The sequence below is a fragment of the Mycobacteriales bacterium genome, assembly GCA_040902655.1.
In the GTDB taxonomy this organism is placed as follows: domain Bacteria; phylum Actinomycetota; class Actinomycetes; order Mycobacteriales; family SCTD01; genus SCTD01.
Genome location: JBBDWV010000005.1, coordinates 117364 through 131799, shown reverse-complemented (window position 1 = coordinate 131799; position 14436 = coordinate 117364). Strand labels below are relative to the sequence as shown.

The window sequence follows — 14436 nt, the reverse complement described above, 5'->3', positions numbered from 1 at the left end:
GGCGCCCTCCCGGGGAGTGCGCCGGCCGGGTCGTGGCGGGACTAGCCGCCGTAGATGCGCTCGGGGAACTCCTCCTCCACCTGCGGCAGCTGCGGCTGGATGGTGGTGTCGAGGAAGGCGCCGAGGTTGACGTCCTCGGCGGTCCCGCGCAGGTCGTCCAGGTGCAGCAGGCGCCGGGTGGCCTCGGCGCGCAGCTCGTTCAACGCGGTGACATGCTCGTCGATCTGGCCAGAGAGGCCGGTGACCGCGGTCACCTGCTCCTCGATCCCGTTGACCAGCTCGCGCAGGGCGGACGCGAGGGCGCTGCTGCCGGCCGCGCCGCTGCCGGACGCAAGGCTGCTGCTGCTTCGCTGGGTGCGGGCGCCGCCACGGCGGCCGCTGTTCTTGCCGCTGCTGCGGCCGGTCGACTTCGCCGGGGCGGCCTCGGGGGCCTCGGCGGTCTCGGTGCTGGCGTCGTCGCTCACTTGTTTCCTCCATGTCGTCGCCGGCCGCGGGAGCTCCGAGCAGCCGGATGTCCGGCACGATCCTGGCACGTCCCGGTCGTCCCGTGTCGAGCCGGCAGCATGGCGCTCCGCCGGTCGTCCGCAGCCGGCGCTCCACCGGCGGTCCCGCGCGCCCGCCACCAGGTGTCGTCACCGGCCGCCGGGGCGCCGCCGGACAGACCGGTATGCTCGCTCCCGTTGCCGTCACCGGCACCCGCGCCCGTAGCTCAACGGATAGAGCACTTGACTACGGATCAAGAGGTTAGGGGTTCGAATCCCTTCGGGCGCACTCAGGAGAGTGCAGGTCGGAGGGGTCGTCCCGGTCGGACGGCTCCTTTCGCGTTCCGTACAGCCACAGATACAGCCACGGCGGTGATCAAGCTCCGGAGCCGGGGGTTGACCTGGCGCAGCAGGTCGTCCATCCGGTCGGCGGCGGCGCGCTGCACCGGCTCGAGCAGGTGCGTGTAGAGGTCGCTCGTCGTGGCCAGCCGCGAGTGGCCGAGCGTGCCCATCACGACGCGCATGTCGACGCCCTGCAGCAACATGAACGACGCAGCCGCGTGCCGGAGGTCGTGGATGCGGACCCGGCGGACCTGCGCGCGGTCGCAGAGCGCATGGAACGACCGAAGGACGTTGCGCGGCTCGAGCGGCGTCCCGACGCCGGTGGTGAAGACGAGCGTGTCGTCGAGCCAGACGTCTGATGCGAGCCGTTCCTGCACCTGGGCCGCACGGTGGGACTGCAGGGCCGTGACGACGAGCGCCGGTAGGGGAAGTGCCCGCCGGCTCGACTTCGTCTTCGGCATCTCGGAGCGGACGAGCTGTCCGCCCACGCGCTGCAAGCTCGCCCTGACCTGAAGGTGTCCTCGGTCGAGGTCGACGTCGTCCCACCGCAGCGCCAGCGCCTCGCCGCGGCGGAGCCCGAGGGCGGTGACGAGCAGCCACAGCGGCGACAGGCGGTCCGCAGCCGCCTCGGCAAGGAGCGAGCCCGCCTCCTCCGGCGTGAGCGGCTCGATCTCGACGCGCTGCACCCTCGGTCCCGCGACCAGGCCTGCGACGTTGCGCACCACCAGGTCGTCCCGGCGTGCCTGCTCCAGCGCGAGACGCAGCACCGCGTGCAGGTACTGGAGCGTGCGGGGGGCCAGCGGCCGGTTCGTCCGCGGGCTGATCTGCGCGCTCTTGTCCTTGAGGAACGCGCGGATGTGGACCGCGGTGAGCTTGTCGAGTCGGTGGTGTCCCAGCCCCGGGATGATGTGCTGCCTGGTCAGGCTCGCGTACGACTCCGCCGTGGACCGCCGGACCACCGTCGGGAGCGTGTCGCGCAGCCACGCCTCGAGGTAGTCGCCGAGGGTCATCGGCCGGCTCGTGCCGACCGGCAGCCCGGAATCCAGGGTGCGCCGGATCGCGGCGAGCTTGTCGAGCACCTCGCGCTGCGTCGCCCCCTACACCGTCTTGCGCTTCCGCCGGCCGTCGACGATGCCGACGGTGACCGACCCCTGCCAGCCACCCTGCTTGCGCTTGTGCACCGCCCCCTCGCCGGCCGCGCGTCGTGTTCCCATCAGCGACCCCTCTCGTCGTCAGTTCGACAGTGGCAGCCGTCAGCCCGTCCGGCGAAGCTCGGCCAGCAAGTCGTGGACGGCGTCGAGGGGGACGCGCCTGCAGCTGCCGATGCGGACCGACTTCAGCTGTCCGCTCTGCAGGAGCTCGTAGACCTTCGACCGGCCGATCCCGAGAGCCTGAGCGGCCTCGACCGGCGTGAGCAGCAGTTTGTCCATGACGTCCTCCACGTCCTCGGGAGCGTCCACACCACGTCGGTGACGTTCGCTACTGAGGCAAGTGCGAGGGCGGGAGGTGCCGTGACAGCGCTGCCGTCTGCCGTGTCCGCCCCCGAGGGACCGGCACTTCGGTGCGGCCGTGCCGCGGTCGCTCCACTGACGCGAAGATTCACCCAGCCACAGCGGTCGGCAACGGCGTGAGGGTGACGTCGTAGCCCATCTGCTTGAGCTGGTTCAGGGCGCGTTGCTTGGTCTTGTCGGGGTTGCGTCGGCTGTAGAAGTCACCGCCGAGGTCGTCGTAGAAGACGCCGTTGGTGAGCATGTGCCAGATCGCGATGAGCATGGCGTGTTTCGACCGCGACGATCGCCTTGATCGGGCCGCGCCGGGAGACGATGCGCCGGTATTTCGCGGCCAGGTAGGTGTTCTTGCTGCGCGCGGACATCGCCGCGACGCCCAGCGCACCCTTGAGGTAGGGGTTGCCCGGGCGGGTCTTGGTGGACTTGATCCGGCCGGCGGACTCGTTGCTGCCCGGGCAGGTCCCGGCCCAGGAGGCCAGGTGCCCGGCGGTCGGGAAGCGGCTCATGTCCGCGCCGGTCTAGGCGATGATCACGTCTGCGACGGCGATGCTGATCCCGGGGATCGTGACCATCAGGTCCCGGGCGCCGCGAAAGGGCTCGATCACCACCTCGATCCGGGCGGTCAGCTCCTCGATGGCGTGGGAGTGCTGGTCGATCAGGTCCAGATGCACCCGGGCCAGGAACCCGTGGTGGTCGGTGAACCGGCCGGTCAGCGCCTCGGTCAGCGCGGAGATCTTCGAGCGCAGGCCTCGCTTGGCCAACTCAGCCAGCTCGCCGGGGTCGCGCTGCCAGGCGATCAGCGCCTCGAGCATCGCCCGGCCGGACACTCCGCTGATGTCGCTGGCCACCGACGACAGCTTGATGCCGGCGTCCTCGAGCAACTTCTCCAGCCGCTGGATCTCCTTCGCGCGGGTCCGCACCAGCGTGGTGCGCGTGCGGGTCAGGTCCCGTAGCTGCCGGATCGGCTCGGGCGGCACGAACGAGCCACGGACCAGCCCGTGCGCGCCGAGCTGGGCCAGCCACGCCGCGTCCGACACATCGGTCTTGCGCCCGGGCAGGTTCTTCACGTGCCGGGCATTGACCAGCATCAGCTCGAACGGGCCGTCCTCGAGCAGGTAGTAGAACGGCTTCCAGTAGTCCCCGGTCGCCTCCATCACCACCAACGTGACCTGCTGGGCGACCAGATGATCGCGCAACGCCAGCACCTGATTGCTGACCGATCCCCAGGTCGTGACCGTCTCGGTCGCGCCCGCCCGTCCAGCCCCGGCGACGCGTACGCACAGCTTCGTGTCACGCTTGGACACATCCAGACCAGCGCACCGCGGATGCACAAGATCCATGCTCTGTTCCCCTTTCCCCGTTCGTTCACGATGACGACGTGTCCGCCCGGGGAGGGCAAGGAAGATCGAAGGTCTGACGCTCGTGCTCGAAGGCAACATTCCACGGTTCCCGTGGAGCCCTCCACCACCATGCTGACCTACAGGCTCGCAGGCACTATAGAGGCTTTCGGTGTCGACCGGAACGGACCGCCCCAGCGTCCTCGCCATCACCGGCCATGACCAGAGCCTGAGGACCAACCGCAGCCCACCGCCAGATCTTCGCGAACCACGGCGAGCCCGAAGGGCTCTCAGTTGCTGACCTGCGGTTTGCACCTGGACCGCTCTGGACACCTTCTGGCCGCCGTCGGGCTGTGACGGCCCACAGACGGCTCAGGACATGATCATGAATGGCCTTCGCGGCCGGGCCACGCGGAGTGAGAGTCGATCGGCGGGGTGCAGTGGCGGGTGGCCGGCCGCCCGTGGACTTATTCTGAGCGTGAATCCGCCTCCCCTCCGGTGATTCTGTCGGTCTCAGATGCAGGCGACGACGGATCCCGATCGCAGTCCGGCTCCCGCCTGCCGCGGCGGGCGGGCTGCTCGTCGTCTTCGCGTCACGGCGGTTGTTGTCGCCTTGGCTCGCCGCGGCGCCGCCGTTCAGCGCCGGCGGTTTTTGACGGTCAACTGTCGCGACGGGCGGCCTGCTGTCTCACATCACGTCGCAGGATCTTGCCGGTGGCTGTCTTGGGCAGCTCCGTCACGAGCACGACCTCGCGCGGCACCTTGTAGGCGGACAGCCGCTCCCGGCAGTGCGACTGGAGCTCGGCTGGTGTCACCTCCGCCCCCTGCTGGACGGTGACGTAGGCGTGGACCGTCTCGCCGCGGTAGTCGTCCGGGACGCCGACCACGGCGGCCTCCTCGACGGCCGGGTGTTCGTAGAGCACGTCCTCCACCTCGCGCGGCCACACCTTGAAGCCGCTGGCGATGATCATGTCCTTCTTGCGGTCGACGAGGAAGACCCATCCGTCTGCGTTCATGAAGCCGACGTCGCCGGTGTGCAGCTCGCCACCCGGGATCGCGCGCTCGCTCTCCTCGGGCAGCTGCCAGTAGCCGGCCACCACCTGCGGCCCCCGTACCACCAACTCGCCGAGCTCGCCGGCATCGACCCGCTCACCCTGCTCGTCGACCACCCAGACGTCCGCGCCGGGGAGGGGGACACCGATCGAGAGCGCGCCTGACCCGGGATCGACCGGTGCCCGGACGCCCTTCGGCACGGCAATGCACGCAGAGGTGGACTCGGTGAGGCCGTACGCGTTGTAGATATAGGTGCCGAACTCCGCCTCGTAGCGCTGCACGACCGCCTCGGGCACCGGCGCGCCCCCGCTAAAGACAGACGTGAGGCAGGCGAGCGACGCGCGGTCTACCCCGCTGTTCATGAGGGCGATGAAGGCGGTGATGGCCCCGATGACGAAGGAAGGCCGGTAGCGCTCGCACAAGGCGGCCACGGTGGCAGGGTCGAACCGGTGCGTCAGCACGAGGGGGAAGCCGTTGGCCAGCGCGAGGGCGAGGTGGACCCCCAGTCCGGTGATGTGGAACAGCGGTGCCACCGCGAGGACACCTCCGTCCTGCACGTCGAACCACTGGCGGCCGACGACCGCCTGGTAGGCGAGGTTCCGGTGGCTGTTCACTGCGCCCTTGGACCGGCCGGTCGTGCCGGACGTGTACGTGAGCAGAGCGGGTGCCTGCTCGCGCGGTGCGTCGACCCGCGGCCGCTCGAGCGCGAGCTCACTGAGCACCGCGTCGGCGGCCAGCTCGGCCTGCTCACCCCAGGGCGCAGGCAGGTCGCCGGCGAGGTCGTCGGCGCGTGACCACAGGACGTGCTCGAGGTGCGTCGAACGACGCACCTGCTCGACGACATCGGCCATCTCAGGATGGGACAGGAGCACTCGGCAGCCCGAGTCCTCGACCACGTGCTTGAGCTCGGGAGCACGCAACATCGGGTTGACGGGCACGACCGTCGCGCCGCACTTCCAGGCCGCGACGGTCGCGAGGACGAACACCGGCGTGTTCTGCAGCGCGATCGCGACCCGGTCGCCCGGCACCACTCCGCGAGCCGCCAGACCTGAGCCCAGCCGCTCGCTCAGCGCGTCGACCTCCCCTCTGCTGAGGGTGCGGCCGAAGTAGTGCAGGCACGGCGCCGCGGCGTCCCGCGCCAGGCTCTGCTGGAACATCGTCAGCACCCCGGCGGGCGGACGGCCGACCTCAGGCGGCACGCCTTCCGGGTAGAGCCGGTGCCACGGTCGCGGCTGCATTGCGCTGGTCGTCATGGTGGCTCCTCGCTGGAGTGGGACGGGTCACGGCGGAGTCAGTCACACCCGCGGATCCGGCGGAGGTCGCGCGCGGGCCCGTCCAGGAGGACCGAATGTGCCATGCCCGGCAACGTGACGACACGGCCAGGTCACAGGTCGGCGACGCTCCTTGACGCTGCCGGAGACCTGTGACTAGGGTCACGCTCAACCCGCCATGCGGACTTCATTCCGGAATACGAAACGTTACGAGGCGACGCCCCCACCGAAAAGATCTTCACAGGATTCCGTGTGGCCGCTGTTGGCGGTGGCTCGGGTGAGGGTCTTTCCGTTCTTCCGCCGGCCCCGTAGGCGCAACACGCTCGCTCGTCAGTCAACTCGAAGCAGAGGAGTTCCCGTGTTCGGTAGAACAGCGTCGACAGGTTCCCTGGCCCCAGGACACACCCCCAGGAGGAAGCTCGCCGCGGTGTTCGCTGCGGGGGCGCTCGCGCTCACGGCCGCGTGCGCGTCGGAGTCCGACTCGGACTCCACGGCCTCCGGCGGTGACGGCGGCGGCACGACTCTGCAGGTCGGCATCCTGACGGCGGAGACCGGTCCGCTGGCGGGGGCGGGCAAGGCCTTCCTCTCGGGCGCGCGGGTCGCCGAGGAGCAGATCAACGCCAACGATGTCATCGGCAGCGACGTCACCTTTGAGCTCGAGGAGCAGGAGTGCTCCGAGGACCCGGCCCGCTGCGCCTCGGCGGCGTCGCAGATGGCGTCCGACCAGGACAACCTCGGCCTGATCTGCTGCATCCTGAGTCCCGTGGCCGGCGCGGTGAAGCCGCAGGTGATCCAGGCGGAGATGCCCACGATCTTGTACGGCGCCACGGAGGTCGGCCTGGCCGAGCCGCCGTACGTCTTCCGGACGACGACGATGCCCCACACCGCTAACGAGCAGGCAGCCAAGACGATCGCCGAGTCTGGCGTCGAGAGCGTCGCCTACGTGGTGATGACGGACAACGCCGGCATCGTGAGCCAGGCCGAGGCGTTCAAGAAGGGCTTCGAGTCCGCCGGTGTGGAGAGCCTCGGCGACGTGGGCATCCTGGCCAAGCAGACCGACTTCGCCGGATCGGCGGCGAGCGTCATGCAGAAGAACCCCGACGCGATCGTCGTCAGCGCCACCCAGGCCGAGGCCGTCGGCATGATCGCGGCGCTGCACGACCGTCGCTACGACGGTCAGATCCTCACCGGGGAGACCATCGTCGGCCCCGGCGTCTACCAGTCGAACTCCGAGGCGCTGACCGCCGTGCCGTTCCCGGTGTACTTCCTCGCGAGCGAGACGACCCCGGAGGGCGAGGCCTTCGTCGAGGCCTACGAGGCGGCCAATGGCACGCCGCCGGACAGCTTCGCGGCGCAGGGCTACAACGCGGTCTACGTCATGGCGGCGGCGCTGGAAGCGGCCGGTGAGAACCCGACGCGTGAGAGCCTCGCCGAGGCGCTCAACGACATGGCGACCCTGCCCGACACCATCTACGGCGAGGTGACGTTCGAGGACGGCCAGATGTTCGCCGAGCAGAGTGTCAAGATCGTCAACTACTCGGCGCCAGACGGCGAGATCGTGCTCTGGCAGGGCGCGGACAGCTAGGCCGGCCCGCCCGCTCGCTCTGCCTGTCCAGGAGGAACGTTGCTCTTCGTCGACCAGCTCATCACCGGCATCTCGGTGGGGGCGGTTTACGCGCTGTTCGCCGTGGGCTTCGGCATCGTCTTCTCGACGATGCAGATCCTGAACCTGGCGCAGGGCGTGTACGCCACCGCAGGGGCGATGCTCGCGTACTTCGCCCTCACTGAGCTGGACGTGCCGTTCGTCGTGGCGGCGATTCTGGCGGTCGCCGGGGCCGCGCTCGTCGCGGTCTTCGTCGATCAGCTGGCGTTCCAGCCGCTCCGGCGGCGCGGCGTGCAGATGCTCGGCGCCATCATCGCCAGCATCGGCATGTGGATCGCGCTGCGTGAGGTCGCGAGCATTGCCACCAACGCGACCCCGGTGGGCTTCCCCTCGAACACCGTTCCGAGGGGGCTCATCGAGGTCGCGGGGGTGAGCATCCTGAAGACCCAGTTGCTGTCGATCGTGTGCGCCGTGGTCGTCATCACTGGCGTCTACCTGCTTCTCCACAGGACCCGGGTCGGCCACGCCATCCGGGCGGTGGGCTACAGCAAGGACGCAGCGCAGATCGCCGGGATCAACCCGCGGGCGATGATCATCGGGGCGGCTGCGCTGTCCGGGGCGATCACGGGGCTGTCGGGCATTCTGCTAGCCAGCGGGCAGAGCTTCAACTTCACGCTGGGGGACCACCTGCTGCTGCAGGGATTCGCCGCAGTTGTCATCGGCGGGTTCGGTGATGTGCGGGGCGCAGCTCTGGGCGGTGTGCTCATCGGCGTCGTGCAGACGATGTCCGCGGCATACATCTCGAGCGGCTTCCAGGACGCCATCACGTTCGGACTCGTGCTCGTCGTCCTGCTCTGGCTCCCGCGTGGGATCCTGGGCTCCGCCAACGTGGTCAGGGCGTGACCTGATGGACCCGAACCTCGCTCTTCTGCTCAGCGCCCTGGCGTTCGCCATGGCGGGTGCCGTTCTGGCGCTGAGCACCTACGTCACTCTCTGGACCGGGCTGCTGAGTTTCGCCACGGTGAGTTTCGCGGCGACCGGGGCGTTCACCTCCACGTGGTTCCTCAATCACACCGACTACGGCCCCGTAGTCGCCGTGCTGGCCGGCACCGGGCTGGCCACGGTGTTCGGCCTGGCCGTCGGACGGCTGTTCCGCAAGCTCGACAGCCACTGGCTCGCGCTCGCGACGGTGGCGCTGGTGCTCATCACCCGCGTCGTGGTCGTGAACCTGGGTGAGGACCTCACCGGCGGTTCAGCGGGTGTCGTCGTCCCGAACTCGCTCTCGCGCTGGCACCTGCTCGCCATCCTGGTCGTCGTCTGCATCCTGCTCGCCCTGCTCGCCCGGTCGCGCTTCGGCGTGGCGGCGGCGACGAGCAGGGAGGACCCCGCGGTCGCGGCAAGCCTCGGCGTCCCGGTGAATCGGATCCACGTGGTGGCCTTCGGCCTCAGCGGTGGGCTCGGAGGCCTCGGCGGCATCATGCTGGCGTCGCAGCTGAACTTCATCGACCCGGACACCTACTTCATCGACCTGTCGGTCACGGTGATCGCGAGCGTCGTCCTCGGTGGGGCATACCACTGGCTCGGATCGGTGATCGGCGCCGCCGTCTTCACCGGCCTGCCGGTCTACATCACGCAGTACATCACCGAGGGACAGTCGATCATCAACGGAGCGCTCTTGCTCGCCATCATCATCTGGTTGCCGGGCGGACTGGTCGACCCCATCCGCTGGAGGCGCTACCGCAGCCGCCGACTCCCCGACGCCGTGGCGGCAGACCACGCCGAGGCGATGTCGCCCGTCGTGAAGGCCGGGAGGTGACCGCCGTAGAGGGTGGTCCCGGCTCGGTCGCCGTGACCACGGGCGCCGCCCTGGAACTGGACGGCATCTCCAAGAGCTACGGCGGTCTCGAGGTGCTGCGGTCGGTCACCCTGTCCATCCCGAGCAGCACGATCTACGGGATCGCCGGGCCGAACGGTGCTGGCAAGACGACGCTGCTGAACATCATCAGCGGGTTCGCCGACGCCGACTCCGGCCGATTCCAGGTGAGCGGCGTCGACACGACTGCGATGGACGCGTTCCGGCTGAGCCGGATGGGAGTGGCCCGGACGTTCCAGAACATCCGGCTCTTCCGCGGCATGAGCGTTCGAGAGCAGGTCAGCGCGGGCGCCTACCGGCACCGCACGGCGTCGATGTTCGCCAGCATGCTCCGGCTGCCCAGCGAGCGGCGCGACCGCGCGATGCTCGCGGAGACCGCCGACCAGATGCTCGAGCTGGTCGGGCTCAGCCATGTGGCGGACCGGCTCGCCGAGACGCTGTCCTACGGCGACCAGCGCAGGCTCGAGATCGCGCGTGCACTGGCGACCCGCCCGAACGTGCTGCTGCTTGACGAGCCGACGGCGGGCATGAACGACGCCGACTGGCTCCCCATCGCCGACCTGCTGTCCGAGCTGCGCTCGCGCGGGCTCACCGTCGTGGTCATCGAGCACAACATGAGGCTGCTGGAGCGCTGCTGCGACCGCATCGCCGTCATCGCCGCAGGAGCGGTCATTGCCGAGGACGAGCCGATGGCGTGCCTGCGCCTGCCGGAGGTCCGCGTTGCCTACTTCGGGAAGTAACCACTGATGCCGACCTTGCTGTCCGTGGACGACCTCTCGGTCTCCTACGGCTCCGTGCCCGCTCTGACGGGTCTGACCATGGAGGTCCAGGAGAAGAGCCTGGTCGCTCTGCTCGGCGCCAACGGTGCCGGGAAGTCGACCACGCTGACGACCCTCGCCGGGGTCCTGCGCCCGTCGTCCGGCAGGGTGACCTTCGCCGGCGACGACATCACCGGCCAGGCCGCCTACCGCGTGGTGCGCCGTGGTCTCGCGCTCGTGCCCGAGGGGCGGATGGTGGTGGCGCCGCTGACGGTCGGGGAGAACCTGACCCTCAGCAGCTACGCCCGCGGACGCCGGCGCCAGGCGGCGCTCGACGAGGTGTGGGACCTGTTTCCACGACTGTCGGAGCGACGTGGCCAGCTGGCAGGCCTGCTGAGCGGCGGTGAGCAGCAGATGCTCGCCATCGGCCGCGCCCTGATGACGTCGCCGACCATGCTGCTGCTCGACGAGCCGTCCATGGGTCTGTCCCCGGCCCTCACCGACGTGGTGATCGGAGCGATCAAGCAGATCCACGCCTCCGGGGTCACCGTCCTGCTGGTCGAGCAGAACGCCTCCATTGCGCTGCCGCTGGCCGACTACGCCTACCTCATCCACCGCGGCGACATCGTGGCCTCCGGCACGCCGGCGGACATGGAGAAGGACCCCGACACGATCGCTCGGCACCTGGGACTCGACCCGTCCATCGCCGCCCCCGAGATCGAGAAGGCCGCGGCCGAGGGCGCGCACGCGTGACCGGTCGACGAGGGAATCCCGCGGAGGTAGCGTGAGCACCCCCTGCTACATCACGACCGGCGAAGGGCAGGTTCGCACCTGGCTGTCGGGGGAGGGCCCCGTCGTGGTGGCCGTCGCCGGCCTGACCACCTCGGGTTCCGTGCTGAGCGCGGAGCTGTCTTCGGCCCTTCCCGGGCGATGCGTCGTCGTGGTCGAGCCTCCCGGCATGGGCGGGTCGGCCGCTCTCGACGTGACGTCGGTGGAGCAGGCGGCGCAGGCTGTCGCCGAATCGCTCGGCTTCGTGTCCTCCGACCCGTTCGCCCTGATCGCCCAGGACCTGTCGGCAGCGCTGGTGCCGGCGCTGCTTTCCGCGCTGCCGAGCCCCCCGACGTCCACGGTGCTCCTCGGGCTCGAGCGGGCGGAGGGCTGGGTCAGCACCCAGACGACGCCGCCCGACCTGCGCCCGCGCGTCGACGGGACCCACCTGAACGCGCTGTGGTGCTTCCTGCGTGACCGGGCCCTCCTCGATCCGCACGCGCCGTCGCTCCCCTCGGGGTCGGGACCCGCGCTGCCCGACACGGCGTCGCTCAACGAGGCGTTCCTGTCCGCCGCGGTCGAGCCGGAGCGGTGGGCGGTGGCCTGGTCCCTGTGCGCCGCCGGTCTGAGCGCCGCCCGGCCCGCCTCGGTGCACATCGTGGAGCTGGTCGAGCAGGTGCCCGACGCGCTCGGGACGCCTATCGGTGCTGGCGGTCGCGTCGCACCGCCGGCGACCCAGCCCCGTCCGGGAACGGCCATCTGGAACCAGTACGTCGACACCCGGTCCGGGCGCGTCCACCTGCGCAGAGCCGGGTCCCGGGGTCGGCCGGTGCTCGTGCTGTCCACCGGCGGCGGCTCCTCGGCGCAGTTCGCGCCGGTCATCTGCGGGCTCGCCGAGAGCCGCACCGTCTTCGCGATGGACTACCTCGGGAACGGGCTGTCGGAGAAGGTGGAGCGCGAGGTGACGGCCGGCACCCTGGCGCGCGAGGCGGTCGACGTGCTCGACGCGCTCGGGATCGACGAGGTCGACGTCTGGGGTTCCCACACGGGCGCGTGCGTCGGCCTGGAGCTGGGGGTCGACTTCCCCGAGCGCGTCGGCAAGCTCGTCCTCGAAGCCCCGGTGATGGTGACGCCGGAGTTCCGGCGCGAGCTGCTTGAGCGCTACTTCCCGGACTTCGCGCCGGACCATTTCGGGCTGCACCTGCAGCATGTCTGGCACTGGCGCCGCGACATGTTCATGTACTGGCCGTGGTACCGCGTCGACCGCTCCGCCGCGCGCGGCATCGGCGTGCCGGGCGCGCAGGGCCTGCACCTGTACGCCGTCGGGATCCTGGAGAGCGGTACGACGTACTCCGGTGCCTATCGCGCCGGGTTCTCCTACGACACGCGCGCGCGGCTCCCGGATCTCAAGCGACCGGCGATCCTGACGGCCGGCCCGCACGACATGCTGGCCAACGCGCTGGAGGACGCGGCGTCGCTCGCGCCGGAGGGGATGCTCCGGATCCTGCCGACACCGACGACGATGTGGTGGCCGGACCCCGAGCCGCAGGCGGCAGCCGAGACGCTGGCGCTGTACCGCGACTTCCTCGGCTGATGCCGCGGCCGTCAGCCGGAGAGCACGCCAGCCGCCGCCGCGCGCAGCTGCTCGACGCCGCCGGCTCGTGGCCGGGCGCACGCACCCGTCCGGCTGACCCCGAGCCCCGTGGTCCGGCGCAGCCGGACGAGCAGCTCCGCGTGCGCGAGCATCACCGCGAACGCGTCGACGACGGGCACCCCGTCCACCTCCGTCACCTGCTGCTTGACGAGCGCCGTGTTGAGCAGGGACTCCGACGGCACGAGAACGTCGGCGCCTGCGGCGATCAGCGTCCGGGCTGCCGCTCGGAACGACGCGGTCAGCGCGTTCTCGGTGGCGAACGACGCGTCGATCTCGTGCTCGTTGACCGCGCGGTCGTCGACCGGCAGCACGTCGCACACCCGCTGCTCGAGGCCGTACTTCCGGACGGCGGCGCGAACCAGCTGCACGTTCGCCGGACCGATGCCGACCAGCCCCAACGACTCGCCGAGAGAGCACGCGACGAGCAGCGACGACTCGCACATGGAGACCACCGGGATGTCGACCATGCTGCGGGCCTCGGGCAGCGCCGGGTCGTGGAAGCAGGTGATGGCCACCGCGTCGTAGCCCTGCTGCTCGGCGGCCATCGCGGCCTCGACGATCTGGACGTTGGCCAGGTAGTGGCACCACGGGTTGGCGAGCACGTCGATGGGCGCCACGCCGTCGGGGTACGAGCCGGCGCGCATGCCGTGCAGGTCGACGACGGTGTCGTCGTCGGTCACCCGGGCCGCGTGCTCCTGGAGCATCTCCCGGTACTGCGGCAGGTGGTCGAGCTCGCTGATGCTCTGGTGCCAGATCCTGAGGATGGGAGCTCCTGTCAGAGGACGGCGACGGGAGCGATCGGGCTCCCGGTGCCGCGGGGAAGGCGCAGCGGGGCCGCCACGACCAGGAAGTCCTTCGTCGCTCGCTCGGCGAGCGCGTGCGCCAGCTCCTCGAGGGCGAGGTTGTGCAGCAGGTGAACGCCGAGGTGCACCAGCGACAGGACGTGGATGGGCAGACGGTTCTCGTCGACCGCGGGAAAGGTGTCGGCGGAGCCGTCGGTCCCGAGCAGGCCGACGTCGAGCTCGGCCACGACCTTCATGGCGCTGTGGTGCAGGCCGGCCAGCCGCCCGTACTTCTCGGTGAAGCTCCGGCCGTCGTCGCCCGCACGGGCACGCCCGGTGCGGATGACCAGGGCGTCACCGGGCGAGAGGTCGGGTGCGGCGCGGCGCAGGTCGTCCTCGGTGACCGCGTCGCCGCCCTCGAGGTGGTCGACGCCGCGCAGCCGCGGGACGTCGACCAGGACGCCTCGCGTGACGACCGGTCCCGCGAGCAGGATGTCGCAGGCCGAGGCCCCGGTCTCGTCGACCATCTCGCGGAACGGCCGGCCGTTGTAGCCGATGCCGCCGTACCCGATGTGGCAGATCGCGTCCATGTGCGTGTTGTCGAGCCCATGGCACTGCACGTGGACCTGGTCGCTCGCGGCCTGCACCGGTCCGCCGGCGTTGGACGCCCAGGCCGTCACCATCTCGTGCTTGACGGCGCGGTCCAGCCCTTGCGGGTAGTAGGGCGGCGCCTCGACGTCGAGCGGCTGCCCGAGGCTGACGACAGCGCCGGCCCGCACCGCCGCGAGCCCTCGCTGCACGTTGTCGCTCGTGATGAGGTTGAGCGTGCCGCGCTGGTCGTCGTCTCCCCACCGCCCCCAGTTCGAGCGGACGCCGAGGCGCAGGGCCTCTGCCCGGACGTCGTCGGGGGTCATCGACCGCTCCACGCGCTCCTCCGTTCGCCGAGGAACGTCCGTCCCTCCGGGCAGGGTGTTCCACTATCCGAACCTGATTACGGTTAGCGGT

12 protein-coding genes, 1 tRNA gene and 1 pseudogene are annotated in these 14436 nt (G+C 70.4%); 7 read left to right on the top strand and 7 right to left on the bottom strand.

Annotation, left to right across the window (positions count from 1 at the left end; genetic code table 11):
* Positions 1 to 41: 41 nt before the first annotated feature.
* Positions 42 to 464, bottom strand: a complete 423-nt coding sequence (locus WD794_01775; protein MEX2289040.1) for a hypothetical protein — start codon at positions 462 to 464, stop codon at positions 42 to 44.
* Positions 465 to 698: 234 nt separating this feature from the next.
* On the opposite strand from WD794_01775, the gene WD794_01770 reads away from it, so the two are divergent.
* Positions 699 to 771 (top strand) — tRNA-Arg (locus WD794_01770).
* A gap of 1 nt (position 772) precedes the next feature.
* On the opposite strand, the gene WD794_01765 is transcribed toward WD794_01770, so the two are convergent.
* The 4 genes and pseudogenes from WD794_01765 to WD794_01750 all read right to left on the bottom strand — a co-directional run bounded on the left by WD794_01765 (position 773) and on the right by WD794_01750 (position 5975).
* Positions 773 to 1903 carry a site-specific integrase gene (locus tag WD794_01765; GenBank protein ID MEX2289039.1) on the bottom strand — a complete coding sequence of 377 codons (1131 nt, stop codon included), beginning with the start codon at positions 1901 to 1903 and terminating at the stop codon, positions 773 to 775.
* Between the two features lie 174 nt (positions 1904 to 2077).
* The gene (locus WD794_01760) at positions 2078 to 2284 is read right to left on the bottom strand and encodes a helix-turn-helix domain-containing protein (protein MEX2289038.1); all 207 of its coding nucleotides are present in this window, start codon (positions 2282 to 2284) and stop codon (positions 2078 to 2080) included.
* Between the two features lie 139 nt (positions 2285 to 2423).
* Positions 2424 to 3672, bottom strand: a pseudogene (locus tag WD794_01755) (IS110 family transposase).
* A 656-nt stretch (positions 3673 to 4328) separates the two neighbouring features.
* Positions 4329 to 5975, bottom strand: a complete 1647-nt coding sequence (locus tag WD794_01750) for an AMP-binding protein (GenBank protein MEX2289037.1) — start codon at positions 5973 to 5975, stop codon at positions 4329 to 4331.
* 445 nt (positions 5976 to 6420) lie between these two features.
* On the opposite strand from WD794_01750, the gene WD794_01745 reads away from it, so the two are divergent.
* Genes WD794_01745 through WD794_01720 form a run of 6 tightly spaced genes read left to right on the top strand, consistent with a single transcriptional unit; the run spans position 6421 to position 12589 of the window.
* The gene (locus WD794_01745; GenBank protein ID MEX2289036.1) at positions 6421 to 7578 is read left to right on the top strand and encodes an ABC transporter substrate-binding protein; all 1158 of its coding nucleotides are present in this window, start codon (positions 6421 to 6423) and stop codon (positions 7576 to 7578) included.
* A 39-nt stretch (positions 7579 to 7617) separates the two neighbouring features.
* Positions 7618 to 8499 (top strand): branched-chain amino acid ABC transporter permease, encoded by an 882-nt coding sequence (locus WD794_01740; GenBank protein MEX2289035.1) that lies wholly within the window; start codon positions 7618 to 7620, stop codon positions 8497 to 8499.
* A gap of 4 nt (positions 8500 to 8503) precedes the next feature.
* Positions 8504 to 9412, top strand: coding sequence for a branched-chain amino acid ABC transporter permease (locus WD794_01735; protein MEX2289034.1), 909 nt, complete (start codon positions 8504 to 8506; stop codon positions 9410 to 9412).
* Entirely contained in the window at positions 9409 to 10209 is an 801-nt protein-coding gene (locus WD794_01730) for an ABC transporter ATP-binding protein (GenBank protein MEX2289033.1), read from the top strand. The genes WD794_01735 and WD794_01730 overlap by 4 nt, the downstream gene beginning before the upstream one ends.
* 24 nt (positions 10210 to 10233) lie before the next feature.
* The gene (locus WD794_01725; GenBank protein MEX2289032.1) at positions 10234 to 10980 is read left to right on the top strand and encodes an ABC transporter ATP-binding protein; all 747 of its coding nucleotides are present in this window, start codon (positions 10234 to 10236) and stop codon (positions 10978 to 10980) included.
* A 31-nt stretch (positions 10981 to 11011) separates the two neighbouring features.
* On the top strand, positions 11012 to 12589 hold the full coding sequence (locus WD794_01720) for an alpha/beta fold hydrolase (protein MEX2289031.1): 1578 nt from the start codon (positions 11012 to 11014) through the stop codon (positions 12587 to 12589).
* Between the two features lie 11 nt (positions 12590 to 12600).
* On the opposite strand, the gene WD794_01715 is transcribed toward WD794_01720, so the two are convergent.
* Together WD794_01715 and WD794_01710 are read right to left on the bottom strand one after the other, a co-directional pair.
* Entirely contained in the window at positions 12601 to 13329 is a 729-nt protein-coding gene (locus WD794_01715) for an aspartate/glutamate racemase family protein (protein MEX2289030.1), read from the bottom strand.
* A gap of 95 nt (positions 13330 to 13424) precedes the next feature.
* The gene (locus WD794_01710; GenBank protein ID MEX2289029.1) at positions 13425 to 14345 is read right to left on the bottom strand and encodes a cyclase family protein; all 921 of its coding nucleotides are present in this window, start codon (positions 14343 to 14345) and stop codon (positions 13425 to 13427) included.
* Between the last annotated feature and the right edge of the window lie 91 nt (positions 14346 to 14436).